This is a genomic window from Bradyrhizobium sp. SZCCHNR1051, assembly GCF_032489615.1.
In the GTDB taxonomy this organism is placed as follows: Bacteria; Pseudomonadota; Alphaproteobacteria; order Rhizobiales; family Xanthobacteraceae; genus Bradyrhizobium.
Genome location: NZ_JAUEYJ010000007.1, coordinates 95,474 through 118,880, shown reverse-complemented (window position 1 = coordinate 118,880; position 23,407 = coordinate 95,474). Strand labels below are relative to the sequence as shown.

General features: G+C 66.3%; 13 protein-coding genes. 11 read left to right on the top strand and 2 right to left on the bottom strand.

The window, feature by feature from the left end; genetic code table 11:
- The first annotated feature begins 1 nt into the window (after position 1).
- Entirely contained in the window at positions 2-1,972 is a 1,971-nt protein-coding gene (asnB, locus tag QW868_RS10480) for an asparagine synthase (glutamine-hydrolyzing) (RefSeq protein WP_316230503.1), read from the top strand.
- Between the two features lie 102 nt (positions 1,973-2,074).
- Here the strand turns inward: asnB and QW868_RS10475 are convergent, their stop codons facing one another.
- Complete coding sequence (locus QW868_RS10475) at positions 2,075-3,037, bottom strand: lysylphosphatidylglycerol synthase transmembrane domain-containing protein (protein WP_316230502.1); 963 nt, start codon at positions 3,035-3,037, stop codon at positions 2,075-2,077.
- 187 nt (positions 3,038-3,224) lie between these two features.
- Here QW868_RS10475 and QW868_RS10470 point away from each other — a divergent pair, with 187 nt between their 5' ends.
- The 6 genes from QW868_RS10470 (at position 3,225) to QW868_RS10445 (ending at position 13,856) form a co-directional block, all read left to right on the top strand.
- Positions 3,225-4,508, top strand: coding sequence for a nucleotide sugar dehydrogenase (locus tag QW868_RS10470; protein WP_316230501.1), 1,284 nt, complete (start codon positions 3,225-3,227; stop codon positions 4,506-4,508).
- A gap of 10 nt (positions 4,509-4,518) precedes the next feature.
- Positions 4,519-5,535 (top strand): NAD-dependent epimerase, encoded by a 1,017-nt coding sequence (locus QW868_RS10465; RefSeq protein ID WP_316230500.1) that lies wholly within the window; start codon positions 4,519-4,521, stop codon positions 5,533-5,535.
- Positions 5,536-5,546: 11 nt separating this feature from the next.
- On the top strand, positions 5,547-6,959 hold the full coding sequence (locus tag QW868_RS10460; RefSeq protein WP_315782699.1) for a mannose-1-phosphate guanylyltransferase/mannose-6-phosphate isomerase: 1,413 nt from the start codon (positions 5,547-5,549) through the stop codon (positions 6,957-6,959).
- 69 nt (positions 6,960-7,028) lie between these two features.
- Positions 7,029-9,251 (top strand): tetratricopeptide repeat protein, encoded by a 2,223-nt coding sequence (locus tag QW868_RS10455; RefSeq protein WP_316230499.1) that lies wholly within the window; start codon positions 7,029-7,031, stop codon positions 9,249-9,251.
- An 81-nt stretch (positions 9,252-9,332) separates the two neighbouring features.
- Positions 9,333-11,552, top strand: a complete 2,220-nt coding sequence (locus QW868_RS10450) for a tetratricopeptide repeat protein (protein ID WP_316230498.1) — start codon at positions 9,333-9,335, stop codon at positions 11,550-11,552.
- Between the two features lie 84 nt (positions 11,553-11,636).
- Entirely contained in the window at positions 11,637-13,856 is a 2,220-nt protein-coding gene (locus tag QW868_RS10445; RefSeq protein ID WP_316230497.1) for a tetratricopeptide repeat protein, read from the top strand.
- A gap of 13 nt (positions 13,857-13,869) precedes the next feature.
- Here QW868_RS10445 and QW868_RS10440 read toward each other — a convergent pair whose 3' ends face one another.
- The gene (locus tag QW868_RS10440) at positions 13,870-14,580 is read right to left on the bottom strand and encodes a DUF1223 domain-containing protein (protein ID WP_316230496.1); all 711 of its coding nucleotides are present in this window, start codon (positions 14,578-14,580) and stop codon (positions 13,870-13,872) included.
- A gap of 360 nt (positions 14,581-14,940) precedes the next feature.
- Between QW868_RS10440 and QW868_RS10435 the strand changes: the two genes are divergently transcribed.
- The 4 genes from QW868_RS10435 (at position 14,941) to QW868_RS10420 (ending at position 23,319) form a co-directional block, all read left to right on the top strand.
- Positions 14,941-15,951: a Gfo/Idh/MocA family oxidoreductase gene (locus QW868_RS10435; RefSeq protein WP_315738881.1), complete on the top strand. Its 1,011-nt coding sequence runs from the start codon at positions 14,941-14,943 to the stop codon at positions 15,949-15,951.
- A gap of 55 nt (positions 15,952-16,006) precedes the next feature.
- Positions 16,007-17,158, top strand: coding sequence for a DegT/DnrJ/EryC1/StrS family aminotransferase (locus tag QW868_RS10430; RefSeq protein ID WP_316230495.1), 1,152 nt, complete (start codon positions 16,007-16,009; stop codon positions 17,156-17,158).
- Positions 17,159-19,329: 2,171 nt separating this feature from the next.
- Complete coding sequence (gene murJ / locus QW868_RS10425; protein ID WP_316230494.1) at positions 19,330-20,859, top strand: murein biosynthesis integral membrane protein MurJ; 1,530 nt, start codon at positions 19,330-19,332, stop codon at positions 20,857-20,859.
- Between the two features lie 150 nt (positions 20,860-21,009).
- The gene (locus QW868_RS10420) at positions 21,010-23,319 is read left to right on the top strand and encodes a xanthine dehydrogenase family protein molybdopterin-binding subunit (RefSeq protein ID WP_315782680.1); all 2,310 of its coding nucleotides are present in this window, start codon (positions 21,010-21,012) and stop codon (positions 23,317-23,319) included.
- The last annotated feature ends 88 nt before the right edge of the window (positions 23,320-23,407 follow it).

Genomic DNA, 23,407 nt, shown 5'->3' with positions numbered 1-23,407 from the left:
CATGTGCGGCATAGCCGGCCTGCTTCGCCCCGGCGGAGCCGACGAGGCCCAACTGACCGGAATCATTGATCGCATGACGACGGCGCTGGCGCATCGGGGGCCAGATGCGTCCGGCAGTTGGATCAGCGCTGCGAGGGGCCTCGCCTTCGGACATCGCCGTCTGGCGATCCTCGATCTCTCCGAGGCCGGGGCGCAGCCGATGCACAGTGCCTGCGGGCGCTACACCGTCACCTTCAACGGCGAGATCTACAACCATCTCGATGTCCGTGCCGAGCTGGAGGCCGGTGGCGACGCGCCGAATTGGCGCGGTCATTCCGATACCGAAACGCTGCTCGCCGCGATCAGCCGATGGGGCGTTCGACCGACGCTTCAGCGCCTGATCGGCATGTTCGTCTTCGGGCTGTGGGACGCCGAGACTCGGCAATTGATCCTGGCACGCGACCGCTTCGGCGAAAAGCCGCTGTTCTACGGCTGGAGCAACGCTGATCTGGTGTTCGGCTCCGAGCTCAAGGCGCTGGCGGCGCATCCCTCCTGGGCGCCGTCGCTCGACCGAGCGGCGCTCACGGCGTTCATGCGCTATTCCTACGTGCCGGCGCCCGCCACGATCTGGACCGGCATACGCAAGCTGCCCTCGGCGTCGTTCGTGAGCTTCTCCGCGGATGCGGCTCCCGGCGGCTGGCCGCTGCCGCAACCCTATTGGTCGCTGCGCGATCGTGTCGCCGCCGCTCAGGACGATCGCATTGCCGACGAGGGCGAGGCGGTCGAACGGCTGGAGCAGCTGCTGTCGGTGGCCGTGAAGCGACAGTGCTTGTCGGACGTGCCGCTCGGCGCGTTCCTGTCCGGCGGCGTCGATTCGTCGACGATTGTCGCCCTGATGCAGGCGCAGGCGGGCCAGCCTGTGCGCACCTTCAGCATCGGCTTCGCCGAAGGCGGCTACAACGAGGCCGAGGACGCGCGCAACGTCGCGCAGCATCTCGGCACCGATCACACCGAGCTCTATGTCGATGCGCGGACCGCGATGGACGTGGTGCCCAAGCTGCCGCGGATCTATGACGAGCCGTTCGCCGACTCCTCGCAGATCCCGACGCATCTGGTCGCGCAGCTCGCGCGCCGGCATGTGACTGTCGCATTGTCAGGTGACGCGGGCGACGAGCTGTTCGGCGGCTACAACAGGCATGTCTGGGGCGGCGCGCTACAGGCGCGCCTTGGTCGCGTGCCGATGCCGCTGCGGCGTGCGATTGGTGCCGTTCTCGGTGCGATCGCCCCAGAGCCGGCCGATACGGTTCTCAGGGCGCTGCAGCCGGTGTTGCCGGCCCGATTGAAGGTTCGGCATGCCGGCGATCAGGTGGCCAAGCTCGGCCGCGTCATTGCCGCCGACGGCTTTGATGGCCTCTACCGGGCGCTGTGCTCGATCGATCAGGATCCGGCCGGGACGGTGGTGGGCGGCACGGAGCAGGAAAGTTGGGCAGGGAACGAGATGCGGCAGCTTGCGGCGCAGCTCGACCCGCTCGACCGCATGACCCTGGCGGACTCCCTCAGCTATCTCAGCGACGACATCCTGCAGAAGGTGGATCGCGCGGCGATGGCGGTGGCGTTGGAGACGCGCGTGCCGTTCCTCGACAAGGACGTCGTCGAGTTTTCAGCCAAGGTTCCTTCCGGCATGAAGGTGCGGGACGGCCGAGGCAAATGGCTGGTACGGCAGGTGCTGTATCGCCACGTGCCGGCTGAGATGATCGATCGGCCGAAGACGGGCTTCAGCATTCCGCTCGACGCGTGGCTGCGTGGGCCGTTGAAATCATGGGCCTCGGACCTGCTGTCGCCGGAGCGGCTGAGGCGGCAGGGTCTGTTCGATCCGGTGCGGGTGACGCGCATGTTCGACGAGCATCTCAGCCGCCGCCACAATCATTCCTACTGGCTTTGGAACGTGCTGATGGCGCAGGCCTGGCACGACGAATGGGCGCGCGCCGCCTAGAGCATGATCCGGAAAAGTGGAAACCGGTTTTCCGAAAAGATCATGCTTAAACAAAGAGATGAGATCATGATGCGATTCCGTGGAATCGCATCATGATCCAGGTCAGTCTTCGACCGTCGCGGGAACGGCGAGGCGGCCAGCGCCCTTTTCGGCGCTGAGAATCCACACGAGGCCGCCCATGCCGCCGACGATGAAGTAGACCGCGCCGAACAGGATCGAAACCACGGTGCCGTCGGCCGGCGCAAGCCCGGCATAGCCGAATGCGACCATCATCGTCGCCTCGCGGACGCCCCAACCAGCGATCGAGATCGGCAGCATCGTGATCAGCATGATCGGCGGGGTCAGCAGGAACAGTTGTTCGAATGCGGCTGGCGCCGCGATGGAGCGCACCGCGCACCAGGCGATGACGACGGCGAGCACGTGAATCGACAGCGACAACACGGCGATCTTCGCAGCCGTGCTCCGGCCGAAGATTACCCTGTTCGCGATCACCGAGCAGGCATAGACGTGGCGCGTCGGCCACCACGCCTTCATCCACGCCGCCGGCAGATGGCCGATGGTGAGGAAGCCGACGCCGGCCGCCAGTGCGGCGGCGTCGACCAGCACCAGGGCCAGGCGCCCGTGCTGGTCGGCGATCATGCCATAGCTCCACGGCAGGCTCGCGACGATGATCAGCGCCAGCGCGATGAAGCCGACGGCGCGGTCGGTCAGGATCGAGTAGCTGGCTGCGCGCCAGCCGGCGCCGGTGCGCCCGATCAGCCACAGCCGCACGGCGTCGCCGCCGATCGAGGACGGCAGGGTCTGATTGAAGAAGGCGCCGATCATGTTGTAGCGGAACGCCTGCATGTCCGTCAGCGGCGCGCCGCACAGCGCGGAGATCTCGCGCCACCGCAGGGCGCCGATGAAGATCTGCACCAGCGTGATGGCCACCGCCAGCCCGATCCAGCCGACGTTGATCTGACTGAGCCGCTCGCGGATCGCCGCAAAGTTGATCCCGCGCAGAGCGAGATACAGCAGAGCCAGCGACACCACGATCCGGAGGAGAAGAATCAAAAACGCACGCATGCCAGGCTGGCTTCGCTCTTGGTTGAAACGGTCCAAGCCGAGTGCGATACGCGCAACTCCCGTCCTGGCAGGGCCGGACCCCGGGTCGAGGGGAGCCTTAGCCGCCCCTTGCGGTCCTGATGCCCCGGTGGCTAAACAGTCGCAGGGGTGGCGTCAATGGCCTCCGAAACGACCGGAATATCAATTTATGTCTCATGGCCGGAAGATTGCGGTGATAGGCCTTGGCTATGTCGGCTTGCCGGTCGCGGCTGCGTTCGCGCGGACAGGCTGCCCGGCAATCGGGTTCGATATCGATGCGGCCCGCGTCGCAGAGCTGAAGGACGCCAGGGATCGAACCTGCGAGGTCGATGCGGGCGATCTGCGGCGGCCGGGCCTGCGCTTCACCAGCGAGCCGGCCGATATCGCGACTGCCGATTTCTTCATCGTCACGGTTCCGACCCCGATCGACAGCGCGCGTCGGCCCGATCTTGGCGCCATGCTGGCCGCGACGCGCACCGTTGGCGCCGTTCTGAAGCACGGCGACATCGTCGTCTATGAGTCGACCGTCTACCCGGGCGCCGTCGAGGAAGACTGCGTCCCGTTGCTGGAGAGCTGCTCGGGCCTGAAGGCGGGGGCCGACTTCACCGTCGGCTATTCGCCGGAGCGCATCAATCCCGGTGACAAGACGCATCGCTTCGAGACCATCACCAAGGTCGTCTCGGCACAGAACCCGCAGACGCTCGAGATCGTGGCGGCCGTCTACGGCTCGGTCGTCACGGCCGGCATTCATCGTGCGCCCTCGATCAAGGTCGCCGAGGCGGCCAAGGTGATCGAGAACACCCAGCGCGATCTCAATATCGCCTTCATGAATGAGCTGTCGCTGATCTTCCAGGCGCTCGAGATCGATACCGGCGACGTGCTCGCAGCCGCCGCCACCAAGTGGAACTTCCTGCCCTTCACGCCCGGCCTCGTCGGCGGCCACTGCATCGGCGTCGATCCCTATTACCTCACCTATCGCGCCGAGAAGGCGGGCTACCATCCCGAGGTCATCCTGGCGGGCCGCCGCATCAACGACGAGATGGGCCGGCGCATTGCGCGCGAATGCATTCGCGGATTGCTGCGGCGGAAGGGCCGGGGGGGCGTCGTCACCATCCTCGGCATGACGTTCAAGGAGAATGTGCCGGACATCCGCAATTCGCGGGTGATCGACATCATCAGCGAATTGCAGTCGTTCGGCGTCGAGGTGCAGATCGCCGATCCCCTCGCCGATGCAGCGGCGGTGCACGAGGAGTATGGCATCGGCCTGACGGCGATCGAGGCGCTGCGCCCAGCCGACGCGGTGGTGTTGGCCGTGTCGCACGATCAGTATCTCGCCGGAGGCTGGGCTCTTGTGCAGGGCCTGCTGCGCGAGGAGAGCGGCCTCGTGCTCGACGTCAAGATGAAGCTCGACCGCGCGAGCAAACCCGCCGCCATCGAACTGTGGCGACCCTGACGGAGCGACCATGGCAGATCATCCCATCCTCGTGACCGGCGCCGCCGGCTTCATCGGATTTCACCTGTCGCAGCGGCTGCTCGCCGAGGGACGGCAGGTGGTCGGCATCGACAACATCAACGCCTATTACGATCCGAAGCTGAAGGAGGCGCGGCTCGACATTCTGAAGGCGGCGCCCGGCTTCACCTTTCACAAGCTCGATCTCATCGACCGTGCCGGCATCAAGGCGCTGTTTGCCCAGCATCGCTTTCCCGCCGTGGTGCATCTCGCGGCCCAGGCCGGCGTGCGCTACTCGCTGGAAAATCCGCACGCCTATGTCGATGCCAATCTCGAGGGCTTCATCAACGTCCTCGAGGGTTGCCGCCATCATGGCTGCGAGCATCTGCTGTTCGCATCGTCCTCATCGGTCTATGGCGCCAACACCAAGCTGCCGTTCTCGGTCAAGGACAATGTCGATCATCCGATCAGCCTCTATGCGGCAAGCAAGAAGGCCAACGAGCTGATGGCGCATTCCTACAGCCATCTCTATCGCCTGCCGGCCACCGGGCTGCGCTTCTTCACCGTCTACGGCCCCTGGGGCCGTCCCGACATGGCGATGTTCATCTTTGCCAAGGCCATCCTCGCAGGGCAGCCGGTCAGGCTGTTCAATCAAGGCCGGATGCGGCGTGATTTTACCTATGTCGACGACATCGTGCAGGCCATCGTCCGCCTGATCGGCCGCCCGCCCCAGGGAAACCCGGATTGGGATGGAAACAGGCCCGATCCGTCGAGCAGCCGGGCGCCATGGCGGATTTACAATATCGGCAACAATCATCCCGAACAGCTGATGGACGTGATAGTACTACTAGAGAAGGAGTTCGGGCGGCCGGCCATCAGGGAGATGCTGCCGATGCAGCCCGGCGACGTCGAAGCGACCTATGCTGATGTCAGCGACCTCGAACGCGACATCGGCTTCCGGCCGGCGACCTCGATCGCCGACGGCATCGGACGTTTTGCGAAATGGTACCGCGACTATCACCGAATTTAACGGGTTGATTCATGACCGGACGCATCATTCCTCTCATCATGTGCGGCGGCGCTGGGACCCGGCTGTGGCCGGCATCGCGGGAGGTCCGCCCGAAGCAGTTCCTGCCGCTGTTCGGCGCCCGTTCCACGTTCCAGGACACGCTGCTGCGCGTATCCGATGCCGATTTGTTCGAACGGCCGATCATCATCACCAACCTTGCCTATCGCTTCATGGTGCTGGAGCAACTGGCCGAGATCGGCATCGAGGCCGACGTCCTGCTGGAGCCTATGCGGCGTGATTCAGGCCCGGCCATCGCCGCCGGAGCCGCCTTCGCCCAGTCGCGCCATCAGGACGCTGTCGTGCTGGCACTCGCGGCCGATCACGTCGTTCGCGACACCGCGGCCTTCCTCGCGGCGTGCCGGCAGGGGCTCGCTGCCGCCGAGGCCGGCCGCATCGTCACCTTCGGCGTCAATCCGGAGCGCGCGGCCACCGAATATGGCTATATCAGCCCGGGTGCATCGGTATCCGGGGAAGTGCGGGCCGTCGCAAAATTCGTCGAGAAGCCGGATCAGCCGACCGCCGAGCGCTACATTCGCGAGGGCTATCTCTGGAACAGCGGCAACTTCATGTTCCGCGCGTCGGTCCTGCTCGATGAATACCGCAAGTTCGATGCGGGCAGCGTGCAGACGGTGATCGACGCTGTCTCCAAGGCCGGCCGCGACCTCGGTTTCATCATCCTGGATTCCGATGCCTTCGCGGCGGCCAAGCCGATCTCGATCGACTATGCCGTGATGGAAAAGACCGAACGTGCCGCCGTGGTGGCGGTGTCGTGCGGCTGGTCTGACGTCGGCTCCTGGCATGCGGTCTGGGAACTGTCCGACAAGGACGGGCAGGGCAATGCCGCGCGCGGCACCGCCGTGTTCGAGGATTCCCGCAACTGCAACGTGGTCACCGACAAGGCGCTGGTCGCGCTCGAAGGCGTCGACGATCTCGTCGTGGTGGCGGCGCAGGATGCCGTGCTGGTGTCGCGCCAGCGCGATGCCAACGGCTTGAAGCGGCTGGTCGCCAAGCTCAAGACCGTGGCGCCCGAAGTGACCGAGGCGCACATCAAGGTGCACCGGCCCTGGGGCAGCTATCAGTCGGTCGACAATGGCGAGCGTCATCAGGTCAAGCGCATCATCGTCAAGCCTGGCCAGCGCCTGTCGCTGCAGAAGCACTATCACCGGTCCGAGCACTGGATCGTGGTGCGCGGCGCGGCGCGGGTCACCGTGAACGAGACCGTCAAGACCGTGCATGAGAACGAATCGATCTACATTCCGATGGGCGCGGTGCACCGGCTGGAGAACCCGGGCAAGATCCTGCTGGAGCTGATCGAGGTCCAGACCGGGTCCTATCTCGGCGAGGACGACATCATCCGCATCGAGGACGATTACCGCCGCGAGTAGGGCGGGTCTCGCCTCGAATCACGCGAGCCGTGCTAGACAGCCCCGGACGTCGTCCGCCGGAGAGCTTCGTTGCAAAGCACGATCGGATCGCGCGCGTTCCAGAATGCGCGCCTGCAGAAGAAGAATCGCAAGCAGGCCGATGGTCTGCTGCCGAAGGCCGTCGAGGCCTACCGGGCGGGCCGGCATGCCGATGCCCAGGCCATCTGCGGACAGGCTCTGGCCCTCGTGCCCGATCATTTCGACGCCTTGCACCTTCTCGGCGCCTCCGCGCTCGATAGCGGCCGGCTCGACCTCGCCGAGCAGGCCCTGACCCGCGCCGTCGCGGTGGAGCCGCGCAATGCCGAGGCCCTGGCCAATCTCGGCCTCGTGCTGTTCAGCATGAAGCGCTACGAAGAGGCGCGCGCGGTCCAGGAGCGCGCCGTTGCGCTCAAGCCCAATTTCGCCACGGCTCTGACGAGCCTCGGCAACACCCTGATGAACATGCAGCTGTTCGCGCAGGCGATCGAGGTGCATGACCGCGCCATCGCCCTCAAGCCGGACTTTGCCGACGCCTATTGCAATCGCGGCATGGCGCAACTGCTCCTGCTGCGCAACGAAGAGGCCAAACAGAGTTTCGACCGCGCCTTGGCGCTGGCGCCGCGGCACATGCAGGCGACGTTCGGCAAGGGATTGGTCAGCGTCAATCTGCGGCATCTCGAGCAGGCGCTCGCTGCCTTCAACGCCGCGCTCGCCATGAAGCCGGGGACGGCGGCGGTCATCGCGCAGCGTGGCCGTCTCTACGTGCAGATGGGACGGTTCGCCGAGGCCGAGGCCGATTTCGATGCTGCGCTGGCGACCGACCCCGGGCTGGAGGCGGCGCTGCTCGGCAAGGCCCATGTCTGCGTGCTCACCGAGCGGATCGCGCCGGCCATGGTGGCCTGCAAGCGGGTGCTTGAGCAGAATCCGGCGTCGGAGGTGGCGCTGATCTGGCTCGGCACGTGCCTCGCAAAGCAGGGCGATACCGCCGGCGCCATCCAGCACTTCGACCGCGCCCTCGAGATCAAGCCGGATTTCGAGGATGCGATCATGAAGAAGATCTTCGCGCTCGATTTCTATCCCGGCGCCGACGTGGCCGTGCATCAGGCCGTCCGCCGCGAATGGTGGGAGCGGATCGGCGCGCATATCCCGCAGCGCCAGCTTGCCGCCATCGACCGCGACCCGGATCGCCGCATCACGGTCGGTTACGTGTCGTCCGACTTCCGCAGCCATTCGGCCGCGCTGACCTTCCTTCCGGTGCTGCGCCATCACGACCACGCGGCATTCAAGGTCATCTGCTACTCGTGCTCGCCGCTGGTCGATTCCGTGACGGAACAGTGCAAGGTCGCGGCCGACGGCTGGGTCGACGGATCTCAATTGTCCGACGATGAGTTGGCCGATCGCATCCAGGCCGACCAGGTCGACATTCTGGTCGATCTCTCCGGCCACTCGGCCGGCAATCGTCTCACCGTGTTTGCCCGCAAGCCGGCGCCGATCCAGGTCACCGCGTGGGGCAACGCGACCGGCACCGGATTGCCTACGATGGACTACTTCTTTGCCGATCCGGTCACGGTGCCATCGGCGGTGCGGCCGCTGTTCGCCGAACAGGTCTACGATCTCCCGGCGCTGATCACGACGGATCCGCTGCCGGGAGCGCAGGCGACGCCGCTGCCGATGCTGCGCAACGGCCACGTCACGTTTGGTGTCTTCAACCGCGTCGACAAGATCTCCGACGAGGTGCTGAGGGTCTGGTCGGCGCTGCTCCAAGCGTTGCCGGACGCCCGCATCGTCATCAAGAACGGCGCGCTGGAGGACGCATTCCTGCGCGACACGCTGATCGCCCGCTTCGCCGCGCACGGCGTCAACGAGAGCCGCCTCACCTGTCTCGGCGCCTCGATGCGCCACGAGCACATCGCAGCGTTCGCCAACATCGACATCTCGCTCGATCCGTTCCCGCAGAATGGTGGCGTCAGCACTTGGGAATCGCTGCAGGCCGGCGTGCCCGTGGTCGCCAAGCTCGGCAGCAGCGCGGCGTCGCGGGCCGGCGGCGCGATCGTCAAGGCGATCGGGCTCGACGACTGGGTGGCCGAGGACGACGAGGGGTACATTGCGATCGCCCTGAAACACGCGGCGCGGCCGGCCGAGCTCGCTCAGCTCCGTGCGGAGCTGCCGACGCGGGTGGCCAACTCGGCCGCCGGCAATGTCGAGACCTACACGCGCAAGGTCGAGGAGGGGTATCGCCAGTTCTGGCGCCGCTATTGCGCCACTGGCGGCTGAGGCCCATCCGTCGCGGCCTGAAGCAAGGTCGCGCGTGAACAAGCCCGATATGTAGTTCCACGCGTTATTCGGAGGCCGTCTTTGGCAAGCGATGTCGGTTCCCGCGCGTTTCAGAATGCGAGGCTGCAGAAGAAGCATCGCAAGCAGGCCGATGCGCTGATGCCCGCGGCCGTCGCCGCCTATCGCGGCGGTCGCCGTTCCGAAGCCCAGGCGATCTGCAGCCAGATCCTGGCGCTGCTGCCCGATCATTTCGATGCCCTGCACCTGCTCGGCGTGACGGCGCTGGACGGTGGCCAAATTGATCTCGCTTCGCAGGCGCTCACCAAGGCCGTCGAGATCGAGCCGCGACATGCCGAGGCGCTCTCCAATCTCGGCCTCGCGCTGTTCAACCGCAAGCGCTTCGAGGAGGCGCGCAAGTGCCAGGAGCGGGCGATTGCGCTGAAGCCAGCCCTCGTGGTCGCGCAGACGGGCCTCGGCAACACGCTGATGCGCCTCGGCCTGCCGGACGAGGCGATCGCGGCGCATGAGCGGGCCATCGCGCTGAAGCCAGACTATGCCGACGCCTATTGCAACCGCGGCATGGCACTGCTTCCGCTCGGTCGCAACGCCGAGGCCAATCAGAGCTTCGATCGCGCACTGTCGCTCAATCCGCGCCACATGGAGGCGATGTTCGGCAAGGGGCTGGCGAGCATCAACCTGCGTCATCACACCGAGGCGCTCGCGGCCTTCGATGCCGCGCTTGCCGTCAAGCCCGGTGCGCCGCAGGTGCTGGCGCAGCGCGGCCGGCTGCATCAGATGGCCGGCCGTTTCGACCAGGCGAAGGCGGACTACGAGGCGGCGCTGGCGCACGATCCGATGCTGGAGATGGCGCTGCTCGGCAAGGCCCAGCTCGGCCACTTCAAGGACGTCGCCCAATCCGTCGATGCCTGCCGCAAGGTGCTGGAGCGGAATCCGCGCTCCGAGGAGGCCTGGCTGTGGCTCGGCATCTGCTACGCCAAGCAGGGCGAGGTCGTTGCGGCCGTCGAGCATTTCGACCGCGCCCTTGAGATCAGGCCCGATTTTGCCGAGGCCATGACCGCGAAGATCTTCACGCTCGAGTTCATGCCGGAGGCCGACTTTGCGCTCCAGCAGGCGGCACGGCGCGAATGGTGGCAGCGGATCGGCGCCCACATCCCGCGCCGGCCGGTGGCCAAGCGCGATCTCGACCCGGAACGGCGCCTGACGATCGGCTACGTCTCCTCCGACTTCCGGAATCATTCGGCCGCACTGACATTCCTGCCGGTGCTCAGGCATCGCGACCCGCAGAATTTCGCAGTCGCCTGCTATGCCTGCTCGCCGGTGCAGGATGCCGTCACGGCGCAATTCCGTGCCTGCGCCGACCTCTGGGTCGACGCCGCGCAGATGTCGGACGACGAGCTGGCCGACCGCATCGACGCCGATGGCGTCGATATCCTGGTCGATCTCTCCGGCCACTCCGCCGGCAATCGCCTGCCGCTGTTTGCCCGCAAGCCCGCCCCGGTCCAGGTCACGGCCTGGGGCAGCGGCACCGGCACGGGGCTGCCGACGATCGACTATTTCTTGGCCGATCCGGTCACGGTGCCCGCAGCGGTACGTCATCTGTTCGCCGAGCAGGTCCATGACCTGCCGGCGGTGATCACCACCGAGGCGTTGCCGGACATCGCGCCGACGCCGCTGCCGATGCTCCGCAATGGCTTTGTGAGCTTCGGCGTGTTCAATCGGTTGGACAAGATCTCCGATCCTGCGCTGATCGTCTGGACACGGATCATGCAGCAGCTGCCGGACTCGCGCATCGTGATCAAGAGCAGCTCGCTCGATGATCCCCTGTTGCGTGACCGTCTCCTGGCGCGCTTCGCCGCGCAAGGCGTCGCGCCGGAGCGCGTGGTCTGTCTCGGCTGGTCGACGCGCGAGCAGCAGATCGCGCAGTTTGCCGAGGTCGACATCTCGCTCGATCCGTTTCCGCAGAATGGCGGCGTCAGCACCTGGGAGTCGCTGCAGGCCGGCGTGCCGGTCATCGCCAGGCTCGGACGCAGCGCGGCGTCGCGCGCCGCGGCGGCGATCGTCACGGCGGTCGGGCTCGGCGAGTTCGTCGCCGAAGACGACGACGGGTATGTCGCGCTCGCCGCGAAGTGGGCCTCGAAGCCGGCTGAGCTGGCGAAGCTGCGGACCGCGCTGCCGGCGATGGTCGCGGGCTCGGCCGCGGGCAATGTCGAGACCTACACGCGCAAGGTCGAGGAGGGCTACCGCCTGTTCTGGCGTCGCCATTGCGCCAGCGCCGGCTAGTCTTTGTGTCGCGGCATCCGGTGGTGCCGCATGTGATGTCACTGCGTTCCCGCGATCTGCACGCCACCCGTGGAGGCAAGTCTCTTGGCAAGCAATGTCGGCTCTCGCGCCTTCCAGAATGCGAGACTGCAGAAGAAGCATCGCAAGCAGGCTGACGAGCTCATGCCGCGCGCCGTGGCGGCGTATCGTGCCGGCCGTCACGCCGAGGCGCAGGCGATCTGCGGACAGATCCTGGCGCTGCTGCCCGATCATTTCGATGCGTTGCACCTGCTCGGCGTTGCGGCGCTCGACGGCGGCCAGCCCGATCTCGCCGAGCAGGCCCTGACCAAGGCGGTCGAGATCGAGCCGCGGCATGCCGAGGCGCTCTCCAATCTCGGCCTCGCGCTGTTCAACCGCAAACGCTTCGAGGACGCCCGCAAATGCCAGGAGCGGGCGATCGCGCTGAAGCCGAACCTGCTCGTGGCGCTCACGGGTCTCGGCAACACGCTGATGCGCCTGGGGCGGCCGGAGGAGGCGATCGCCGCGCATGACCGGGCGATCGCGCTCAAGCCGGACTATGCCGACGCCTATTGCAATCGCGGCATGGCGCTGCTTCCGCTCGGTCGCAACACGGAGGCCAATCAGAGCTTCGATCGCGCGTTGTCGCTCAATCCGCGCCACATGGAGGCGATGTTCGGCAAGGGGCTGGCGAGCATCAACCTGCGCCATTCCGATGAGGCGCTGGCGGCCTTCGACGCTGCCCTCGCCATCAAGCCCAACGCCGCGCAAGTGCTGGCACAGCGCGGCCGGCTGCATCAGCAGGCCGGACGTTTCGACAAGGCGATGCCCGATTTCGAGGCCGCGCTGGCGCTCGATCCGCGACAGGAGGTGGCGCTGCTCGGCTTCGCGCAGCTCAGTGTGATCAGGGACAACATCGCGCCGGCGATGGACGCTTGCCGCAAGGTGCTGGAGATCAATCCCGCGTCCGAGGTCGCCTGGACCTGGCTCGGCGAATGCTTCTGCAAGCAGGGCGATCTCACGACCGCCCTGCAGCACTTCGAGCGCGCGCTCGCGCTCAAGCCCGACTATGGCGATGCGATCACCGCCAAGATCTTCCTGCTCGACTTCATGCCCGACACCGATTTCGCCCAGCATCAGGCGGCGAGACGCGAATGGTGGACCAGGATCGGCAGCCAGGTCGCGCGCCGTCCGCCGCCGGTGCGGGATCGTGATCCGGAGCGGCGCCTGACGATCGGCTATGTCTCGTCCGACTTCCGCAGCCATTCGGCGGCGCTGGTGTTCCTGCCGGTGCTGCGTCATCACGACCACGCCGCGTTCGAGGTGATCTGCTACTCCTGCTCGCCGCTGCGCGATACGATGACGGACCAGTGCCGCGCGGCCGCCGACCTCTGGGTCGACGCCTGGCAGATGTCGGACGAGGAGCTGAGCGATCGCATCGAGGCCGATCAGGTCGATATCCTCGTCGATCTCTCCGGCCATTCCGCCGGCAACCGGCTGCCGGTGTTCGCGCGCAAGCCGGCGCCGGTCCAGGTCACGGCCTGGGGCAGCGGCACCGGCACCGGCCTCCCCACGATCGACTACTTCTTCGCCGATCCGGTGACCGTGCCCGAAGCTGCACGTCATCTGTTCGCCGAGCAGGTCTACGACCTGCCGGCCGTGATCACCACCGATCCCTTGCAGGGATGGCAGCCGACGCCGCTGCCGATGCTGCGCAACGGCCACGTCACGTTCGGCGTCTTCAACCGGATCGACAAGATCTCCGAGCCCGCGCTCGCGCTCTGGTCGCGGCTGATGGGAGCGCTGCCGGAGTCGCGGATCGTCATCAAGAACGGAGCGCTCGATGATCCCTTGCTGCGCAACGGCCTCGTCGCCCGCTTCGTCGCGCATGGCATCGCGCAGGAGCGCATCACGTGCCTCGGCCTGTCGACGCGCGATCAGCACATCGCGCAGTTCGCAGGCATCGACATGTCGCTCGATCCGTTTCCGCAGAATGGCGGCGTCAGCACCTGGGAGTCGCTGCAGGCCGGCGTCCCCGTGATCGCGAAGCTCGGCCACGGCGCGGCAGCGCGCGCGGCAGCCGCCATCAACACGGCGGTCGGGCTCGGCGACTTCGTGGCCGAGGACGACGACGGCTACATCGGTCTCGCCCTGAAGCAGGCCGCGCAGCCTGCGGCTCTCGCGAAGCTGCGCGCGGAGCTGCCGGCGATGGTTGCCCGCTCCGCCGCCGGCAATGTCGAGACCTACACGCGCAAGGTGGAGGAGGGCTACCGCCTGTTCTGGCGTCGCACCTGCGCGTCCGCCTGACAGGCGGTCGAAGCTATAGCCGCGCGGCACCGACGATGCGCCCCTCCGGGCTTTCGAGCAGCACGGCCGCATCCTCGCCCTCCGGCATCGGCTCGGTGAGGCGCAGCGCCGTGCCGCTCCAATCGCCGAGCGTGCGCACCGAGCGCACCACGTTCAGCTCCTCCAGCGTGCGGCCGTCATTCTCGCCGCGGCGGATCGCCGTCTCATGCCGATGATCGAAGCCGACCAGCACGACGCGTCCGCGTCCTTCACCGCCGCCGACCTCGACCGCGAGCTTGTCGCCATTGCGTGCGAGCTTGACCGGCGCCGCCGTCGCGCTCGCGCCCCTGGCGCGATCGATCGCGGCTCCCACCTCGGCCCTGTTGGAGCCGACATGACCCGTCACCCCGTCGACGACGATCTCCGGCGTGTAGGAGCCGTCGCCGAAGCGGCTGCCGTAGCGGGCCTGGCGATCGGTGGCGGCCGGCAATGAGAACGGGTCCTTCCAGCCCAGCCGGTCCCAATAGGTGACGTGAAAGGCGAGCGGCAGCACGTCGCGGCGCTGCCGCACCAGCTCGTTCAGATAGGCATTTGCAGGCGGGCAGGAGGAGCAGCCCTGCGAGGTGAAGAGCTCGATGACGACAGGCCGATCCACGGCGGCCACCGACGGCGACCACGGGGTAAGCGAGGCGAGCAGCACGGCGAAGGATGAGGCGTAGCGGAGCGAGGCGAGGCTGAGGGTCATGGGTGTTCTCCCGCGATGTGACGTGATCTCCTTCGCTGGCGGGATCCACCGCGTTACCTCCGGCTGCGGCCAACACGCAGGCGTGAAGGCGCCGCAACCGTTCTGTCCGCGGCCTGTCGTGACGCGTGAACAGGGCACTTGCCACACGTGAAGGGCATCGCACACGCCGTTCAAAAGACAGCGGTTTTCGTCCGAACCCGATGTAACTTTCTGAATCAAATCGTGTCCTGAAAAAGGTTTCCGCATTCGCCTCGCTTCAACCGGCATGCTAGGAGAGCTTCGACCGGTGATTTGCAGTTCGTTAACCGTCATGGCCAATCCGTGACGTCGCAATCCGGGGACATTGATGGGGTCGATGACATGAGTTCCAAGGGGGCGGGCCACAAGGCCGAGCTGAGGCAGGCGCTGCGAGTCGGCGTCATCGGAGCCGGCGTGATGGGCAGCAACCATGCCCGCGTGCTCGCCGGACTGCCTGATGTGCACTTGGTCGGCGTGGTCGATCCGCTGCCCGCCCATCGCAACCGCGTCACCGAGCTTGCGAACTGCCCGACCTTCGAGACGCTCGATGAACTCGTCGCCGAGGGCGTCGACGCGGTGACGGTCGCGGCTCCGACGCATCTGCATCACGAGCTCGCGCTCGCCTGCATCGCCCGCAAGGTGCACCTGATGGTCGAGAAGCCGATCGCCTCGACGGTGGACGAGGGCAGGGAGATCGTCTCGGCCGCGCATCGCGCCGGCGTCACCCTGATGATCGGCCATGTCGAGCGCTTCAATCCGGCGGTGGCCGCGATCAAGAAGGCGATCGCCGGCGAGGACCTGCTGTCGATCGCGATCACCCGCGTCGGTCCGTTCCCGCCGCGCATGTCCAATGTCGGCGTCGTCATCGATCTCGCCGTGCACGACATCGACCTGATCCGCTGGTTCACCGAATCCGACATCATCGAGGTGCAGCCGCAATTGTCGAGTGCGGTGGCGGAGCGTGAGGACATCGCGCTCCTGCAGTTCCGCACCGCCTCCGGCGTGCTCGCCCACATCAACACCAACTGGCTGACGCCGTTCAAGGCGCGCAACGTCACCGTGGCGACGCGCGGCAAGTACATCATGGGCGATCTGCTGACGCGCCAGGTCACCGAGTGCTTCGGCTTCAAGCCGGATGGCAGCTACTCGATGCGCCATCTCCCGGTCGGCCATGACGAGCCGCTGCGCGCCGAGCTGATCGCGTTCCTGCACGCGGTGCGCTCGGGCACGGCGCCCGCGGTCACCGGCGACGAGGGCGTTGCGAGTCTGGCGATCGCCACGCAGTGCCTGGAGACCTCGAGCCATCGTCCCGCCGAGGCGGCTGCTACCAAGCGTCGCGCCGTGGCCGGCTAGCCGGCCACGCCTCCGCTTCACCCTCTTTTCTCGATCCGAACATGTGTCAGAGCTCATGAACCAGCACCTGTGCCATCAGCCCATTCCGTTCATCGACACTGCCGCGCAGCGCCAGCGGCTCGGCAAGTCGCTCGATGAGGCGGTTGCCCGCGTGCTCGCGCACTGCCAGTTTCTCGGCGGCCCCGAAATCATCCAGCTCGAGAAGGAGCTGGCTGAATTCTGCGGCGCCAAATACGCGGTGAGCTGCTCCAGCGGCACCGACGCGCTGCTGATGGTGCTGATGGCCCAGGGCATCGGCCCGGGCGATGCCGTGCTGTGCCCGTCTTTCACCTTCTGCGCGACCGGCGAAGCCGTGGCGCTGACCGGCGCCACGCCGGTGTTCGTCGACGTGCTGGAGGACACCTTCAACATCGATCCGGCCTCGCTCCACCGCGGCATCGCAACCGCCAAGCGGCTCGGTCTCAAGCCGAAGGCCGTGATCCCGGTCGATCTGTTCGGACAGAGCGCGGACCATGATTCGGTGGCCGCGATCGCTGGGGACGAAGGCCTGTTCGTGCTCGACGACGCCGCGCAGGGCTTTGGCGCCAGCTACAAGGGCCGCCGCATCGGCACCTTCGGCTTGGCGACCGCCACCAGCTTCTATCCGGCCAAGCCGCTCGGCTGCTTCGGCGACGGCGGCGCCATCCTCACCGACGATGCCGGCCTGCTGGAGCGCCTGCGCAGCGTGCGCGCCCATGGCGGCGGCAGCGACAAATACGACAACGTCCGCCTCGGCCTGACCGCACGGCTCGACACCATTCAGGCCGCGGTCCTGATCGAGAAGCTCAGGATCTTCGAGGACGAGATCGTCGCGCGCAACAAGGTGGCCGAGCGCTACACGGCCGCGCTGGCCGATGTTGTGAAGGTGCCGCGCCTCGTCGAGGGCTGCACCTCGGTCTGGGCGCAATACACCATCCGCCTGCCCAAGGGCATCGACCGCGACACCTTCGCCGCGGCGCTGAAGGCGCAGGGCATTCCGACCGCGATCTACTATCCGAAGTCGATGCATCAGCAGACCGCCTACCGCATCTTCCCGAGCGCCGATGGCGGCCTGCCGGTCAGCGAGCAGCTCTCCGCCGACGTCATCAGCCTGCCGATGCACGCCTATCTCGACGAGCCGACCCAGGCCCGCATCATCGACGTCGTCCGCGGCGCCCTGCGGGGCTGAGGCATAAGGCATCGTTGACGTCACGCCGCTTGCAGCGGCGCGGCTCACAGCACCGGCGGGCGATCTGCCCCGCCGACAGTCCCAACCAACACTGTCGTCCCGGCGAACGCCGGGACCCATACCGCGTGATCTCCGAAACGGGCAGGCGGCCCGTTCCGCGCACCCCACCAGCTGCACAGCGTATGGATCCCGGATCTGCGCCCGCCGCCGCTTCGCGTCGGCGGGCTTGTCCGGGATGACAGCGGAGTGGGAAGCGCGCCTCTCGCCTCCCCACCGGCGTCGCACGTGCTGACGCGGGATCGGCATATTCACCGTCATTGCGAGCGAAGCGACTTGTCCGCCATAGCCCGAAGGGCGACGGCGGAAGCAATCCAGAGTCCCCATGCGCGACTCTGGATTGCTTCGTCGCTTGCGCTCCTCGCAATGACGGCGGTGAGACATGACTCCGCTCTCTCGCGGCGCATCTTCGCGTCCGAGCTTTGCCGATGGACCCACCCTCTCCTCGAAGAGGGCACGGGGAATGCCGGGCGCTGGCCGCACCCATGGCCCGCCTGCGAAAAAAATGCAGGCGGCAGGAACCACAGGTTCAGCCGAGACATCCCGGCATTCCCCGCGCGATGGTTGGAACGGCTGCTTCGCGTTCTCCCCGGTGCTCCGGGCTTTTTGGCCACCGTCATCGGCACTGCGCCTTTGCGCATCAGCACCGACTTGGCATCAGCATCGGGATGCCAGGACCACGCGACTTGACCGTGCGCATCGATGTCGTTCGTCGGCATGGAGAACCATGCTGCAACATCGACACACCCACCGCATCCCGCCTCAACGTCCGTGACGACCGCGAAGCGCCCCTCTGATCGAGACGGGACGGGAGGCATACAATCATGATTTCGGAGAAAAAGAAAGAGAATTATTTTTCCGAAATGGACTGGATGGAGGGAGGCGCTTCAAGCGGCTAGCGAAATGAGTCTTGAGGCGGGCTGTTCGGACGCCATAAAGCGGTCGGGAGATCAGTAAGTGGGTAGATAGACGCCATCGCGCCATTCAGCGAGTTGCCCGACGAGTCAGTCCGCTGATATCGGGCTTCTCGTGTTTCGTGCTGGCCCGGAGTCTCGGGTACGACGGGTCCGTCTTAGGTTGTGCGGTCAGCGAGGCGCCTCATCTTCAGTCCACCAACGCATCTGCTGCACCTTGCCGCTCCTCTCCAGTATCATCTGCAGGGCTCCAGCCAGACGGTCGACCGTGTCGGTTGTCGGAATCGTTTTCAGCAGTCGTCGAACGAAGGGACGCGAAGGCTCAATGAAACACAGAAACCCGTTCTCATGCTCCTGGTAGTGGCCGCATCCGAGCCACATTGGAAATTCCGAATTTTCGAGATCGATTCGCCACCCCCAATCCTCTGGGGTCATACGCGAAACCGTGAAGCGGCAACTCCTCGGACAAGAATTCCGCCAGTCGCTTCCCATACAGCCCCGGATTGACCAGTTCATCTTCGCCGGGCTCCGGCGGAAAGGCTGTCGAGACAAATTCGAGATGAGTCTTCATTTAGCGAACGTACTTGGATTGTCGAGAGCATTCCAGCCAGCCCGTAGGGCGGATTAGCGGAGCGTAATCCGCCGTCACGCCACATTTGATATTGCGTGCCAGAACTGGTCGGGTGGCCACGTCCACACACTCGATCGGGATGGACTCTCACCATCATCGATTGTCCGCACTAGGCGCGGCGGATTACGCTCCGCTAATCCGCCCTACGGGCTGACGTTGGCATGAAGTGCAAGTGTCGGAACGCACAGCGCGCAGGGCGGATTGGCGCGGCTAAATCCGCCATCATGCAACCTTTGACATTGTCAGCCACAACTGATCGGGGGCCACGTCTATCCGACCTTTTCCCGCAATCCCGGCAAGCGCCCACGTCGTTCCGGGGACGCTGCACGACGTGGATGGCCGGGACAAGCCCGGCCATGACGACGTGGAAGCAGACGGGCGCGAAATGTAAGAGCGGCATATGCGAAAGCCTGCTGCGAGCGGGGAGGTTTCCACCGGCGCCCGCTGAAATCCTGGCAGCCATTGCTCCAAGCGGGAACGGGCCGCGACAGGGCGCCGCATTTTGGCCGCACGCGGCAAGAACGGACGTTCCGCTTCAAACTCCCCGCCCAATGCTCTAGAAGCCCCCCATGCTCGGACGCATTTTCACGGTCGGCGGCTATACGCTGCTGTCGCGCCTCACCGGCTTTGCCCGCGACATCATGCTGGCGGCGATTCTCGGCGCCGGGCCGGTGGCGGATGCGTTTTTCATTGCGTTCCGGCTGCCCAACCATTTCCGGGCGATCTTCGCCGAGGGCGCGTTCAACGCCGCCTTTGTGCCGGCCTATGCGCATGTCCATGGCGAGAAGGGGCCGACCTCGGCGAGCCTGTTTGCCGACCGCATCTTCACGCTGCTGCTGGCCTCGCAGATCGTGCTCTTGATCCTGGCCTGGGTGTTCATGCCGCAGGCGATGACGATCCTGGCGCCCGGCTTCACCGACGATCCGGCGCAGCGGGACCTGGCGATCACGCTGACGCGCATCACCTTTCCCTATCTGCTGCTGATCACGCTGGTGACGCTGTATGGCGGCATGCTCAACGTGATGCAGCGCTTTGCGAGCGCTGCGGCTGCGTCGATCTTCCTCAATCTCGCAATGATGGCGACGCTGGCGCTGGCGGCGTTCTTTCCCGGTGTCGGCCATGCCGCGGCGTGGGGCGTGCTGATCTCCGGCTTCCTGCAATATGTCCTGCTCGCCGGCGACCTCGCCCGCCATGGCGGCCTGCCGCGCTTTGCGCCGCTCAAGCTCGACGACGACATCCGCGCCTTCTTCAAGGCGCTGGGGCCCGCCACGCTCGGTTCGATGGGCACGCAGGTCGCGATGTTCGCCGACACCATCATCGCGACCTTCCTCCCCGCAGGCGCGATCTCTGCGCTGTATTACGCCGACCGACTCAACCAACTGCCGATCGGCGTGATCGGCATCGCCATCGGCACCGTGCTGCTGCCGGAGATGTCGCGGCGGCTGACGGCAAACGACCACGAGGGCGCCATGGAGCAGCAGCGCCGCGCCTTCGAGTTCACGCTGCTGTTCTCGGTGCCGTTCGTTGCCGCGTTCCTCGCCGTGCCCGACGTCATCACGCGCGCGATGTTCGCCCGCGGCGCCTTCACCAAGGGCGATGCCGCGGCGGCCGGTGCGACGCTCGCCGCCTATGCCGTGGGGCTCATTCCGTTCGTGATGATTCGCAGCGCGGTCTCGACCTTCTACGCGCGCAAGGACACCGCGACGCCGGTGAAGGCCTCGCTCACCGGGCTGACCGCCAACGTCGTGCTCAAGGTGCTGCTGATGGGCTCGCTGGCGCAGGTCGGTCTTGCGCTGGCGACGGCCGTCGGCGCGTGGATCAACCTGCTGCTGGTGCTCGGCTTCGCCGTGCACAAGGGTTATCTGCGTTTCGATCGGCGGCTCACCATGTCGCTGATGAAATTTGCTGGAACTGGCGTGGTGCTCGCGGCAACGTTGTGGGCGACGGCCTTCGTGGCATCGACCCATCTCGCATCGCTCGGCCGCATGCAGGATGAAGCCGTTCTCGGTCTGCTGATCATCGTCGGCGCCGTCATTTATGCGGGCGCCATTCTCGTTCTGTTCGGCCCGCGCTGGCTCAAGGCGCTGGTGCGGCGCTGAGGTTTGCGCTGCAGCATCGCTTGCTGGCATGCCTGCCGAGAGTTGACCGCGCGTGTTGCGGCGCCGGCCATATGGCGTTTGCGCGAGTCCTCGTTCCGCTGCAATATGCCGTCCAATAGTTGCGACAATGCAAGCGGGAAGTGAAACCAGATGGCAGCTCCAATCAAGTTCGGTGTCGGACAAGGCGTTCTCCGCAAAGAGGATGACGCGCTGATTCGCGGCAAGGGCCGCTACACCGACGATCTCGCGCCATCGTCCGCCCTGCATGCCCTGGTGCTGCGCTCGCCGCATGCCCATGCCAAGTTCACCATCGACGTCACCCAGGCGCGGCTCTTGCCGGGCGTGGCGCTGATTCTGACCGCCGCCGACACCGCGGAGCTCGGTGGGCTGCCCTGCCTGTTCAATCTCGAGACCGATCCGTTCACCGCGCCGCCTTATCCGATCCTCGCCAAGGACGAGGTGCGCCACGTCGGCGACGCCATCGCCTTCGTCGTCGCCGATACGCTCGATCACGCGCGCGACGCGCTGGAGGCGATCAAGGTCGAGTGGACGACGCTGCCGGCCGTGACCGGCGTCGTGAACGCGATCAAGCCGGACGCGCCGCAGGTGTGGGCCGAGCACAAGGGCAACGTTCTGTTCGACGTTGCGATCGGCGACAAGGCCGCGACCGAGGCGGCGTTCGCCAAGGCTCATGCGGTTGCCGAGATCCGCATCGTCAATCCGCGCGTGGTGGCGAGCTTCATGGAGACGCGCGCCGCGGTCTGCGAATACGACACCAAGCGCGACCATCTGACGCTGACGGCGGGCAGCCAGGGCAGCCACCGCCTGCGCGACATTCTGTGCCAGAACGTCCTGAAGATCCCGACCGAGAAGATGCGGGTGATCTGCCCCGATGTCGGCGGCGGCTTCGGCACCAAGCTGTTTCCCTACCGGGAATATGCGCTGCTCGCGGTCGCCGCGCAGCGGCTGCGCAAGTCGGTGCGCTGGGCCGCCGATCGCTCGGAGCATTTCATGGGCGACGCGCAGGGCCGCGACAACGTCACCACCGCGAAGATGGCGCTCGCCGAGGACGGCAAGTTCCTCGCGATGGACGTCGACCTGATGGGCGACATGGGCGCCTATCTCTCGACCTTCGCGCCCTATATCCCGCATGGCGGCGCCGGCATGCTGCCGGGGCTCTACGACATCCAGGCCTTCCACTGCCGGGTGCGCACGATCTTCACCCATACCGTGCCGGTCGACGCCTATCGCGGCGCGGGCCGCCCCGAGGCGGCTTATGTCATCGAGCGCCTGGTCGATGCCTGCGCACGCAAGCTCGACATGAGCGTCGACGCGATCAGGCGCAAGAACTTCATTCCGCCGCGCGCGCTGCCCTACAAGACCGCGACCGGCAAGGTCTACGATTCCGGCGACTTCAACGCGCACCTCAAGCGCGCGATGGAGATCGCGCAGTGGAAGGAGTTTCCGAAGCGCGCCAAGGCCGCCAAGAAGCACGGGCTGATCCGCGGCATCGGGCTCGCGAGCTATGTCGAGGTCTGCGGCACCATGGGCGAGGAGACCGCCAATGTGCGGCTCGATCCCAATGGTGACGTCACCATCCTGATCGGCACGCAGTCGAGCGGGCAGGGCCACCAGACCGCCTATGCCCAGATTGTCGCCGAGCAGTTCGGCCTGCCGCCGGAGCGCGTCCACATCCACCAGGGCGACACGGCCGAAATCGCGACCGGCCTCGGCACCGGCGGCTCGGCCTCGATTCCCTCCGGCGGCGTCAGCGTGCAGCGCGCCACCCATGAGCTCGGCGACAAGCTCAAGCAGATCGCCGCCGAAGCGCTCGAGGCCGGCCTCGGCGATCTCGAGATTGCCGACGGCGTGATCCGCGTCGCCGGCACCGACCGTGCGATCTCCTTCGCCGATCTCGCCAAGCGTCCGGGCACAGATCCCGCCAAGCTCAACGGCAGTGCCACCTTCGCCAGCGCCGACGGCACCTATCCGAACGGCACGCATGTGGCCGAGGTCGAGATCGATCCGGCGACCGGGATCATCAAAATCGTCAACTACGTCATCGTCGACGATTTCGGCGTGACGCTGAATCCGCTGCTGCTGGCCGGCCAGGTGCATGGCGGTGCGGTGCAGGGCATCGGTCAGGCGCTGATGGAGCAGGTGGTCTACAGCAACTCCGACGCTCAGCTCGTCACCGGCAGCTTCATGGACTACGCGCTGCCGCGTGCCGCCGACGCGCCGTCCTTTACCTTCGAGACCCACAACGTGCCCTGCAAGACCAATCCGATGGGTGTCAAGGGCGCGGGCGAGGCGGGCGCGATCGGCTCCTGCCCGGCTGTGGTCAATGCGATCGTCGAAGCGCTCTGGCGCGAGTACAAGATCGATCACATCGACATGCCGGCGACCCCGGAGCGCGTCTGGATTGCGATCCGGGAGCAGCATCGCCGTCATAGTCTCTGAGTACTCTCCCTCCGTAGCCTCTCCGATATCCGCCTCAATTCCGGAATAATCCGCGGGCTGAGGGGTTGATCTAACCGAGCGACCCGTT

Coding starts and splice junctions, on each gene's coding strand:
- asnB (WP_316230503.1), top strand. CDS start 2: ATGTGCGGCATAGCCGGCCTGCTTCGCCCCGGCGGAGCCGACGAGGCC.
- QW868_RS10475 (WP_316230502.1), bottom strand. CDS start 3,037: ATGCGTGCGTTTTTGATTCTTCTCCTCCGGATCGTGGTGTCGCTGGCT.
- QW868_RS10470 (WP_316230501.1), top strand. CDS start 3,225: ATGTCTCATGGCCGGAAGATTGCGGTGATAGGCCTTGGCTATGTCGGC.
- QW868_RS10465 (WP_316230500.1), top strand. CDS start 4,519: ATGGCAGATCATCCCATCCTCGTGACCGGCGCCGCCGGCTTCATCGGA.
- QW868_RS10460 (WP_315782699.1), top strand. CDS start 5,547: ATGACCGGACGCATCATTCCTCTCATCATGTGCGGCGGCGCTGGGACC.
- QW868_RS10440 (WP_316230496.1), bottom strand. CDS start 14,580: ATGACCCTCAGCCTCGCCTCGCTCCGCTACGCCTCATCCTTCGCCGTG.
- QW868_RS10435 (WP_315738881.1), top strand. CDS start 14,941: ATGAGTTCCAAGGGGGCGGGCCACAAGGCCGAGCTGAGGCAGGCGCTG.
- QW868_RS10430 (WP_316230495.1), top strand. CDS start 16,007: ATGAACCAGCACCTGTGCCATCAGCCCATTCCGTTCATCGACACTGCC.
- murJ (WP_316230494.1), top strand. CDS start 19,330: ATGCTCGGACGCATTTTCACGGTCGGCGGCTATACGCTGCTGTCGCGC.
- QW868_RS10420 (WP_315782680.1), top strand. CDS start 21,010: ATGGCAGCTCCAATCAAGTTCGGTGTCGGACAAGGCGTTCTCCGCAAA.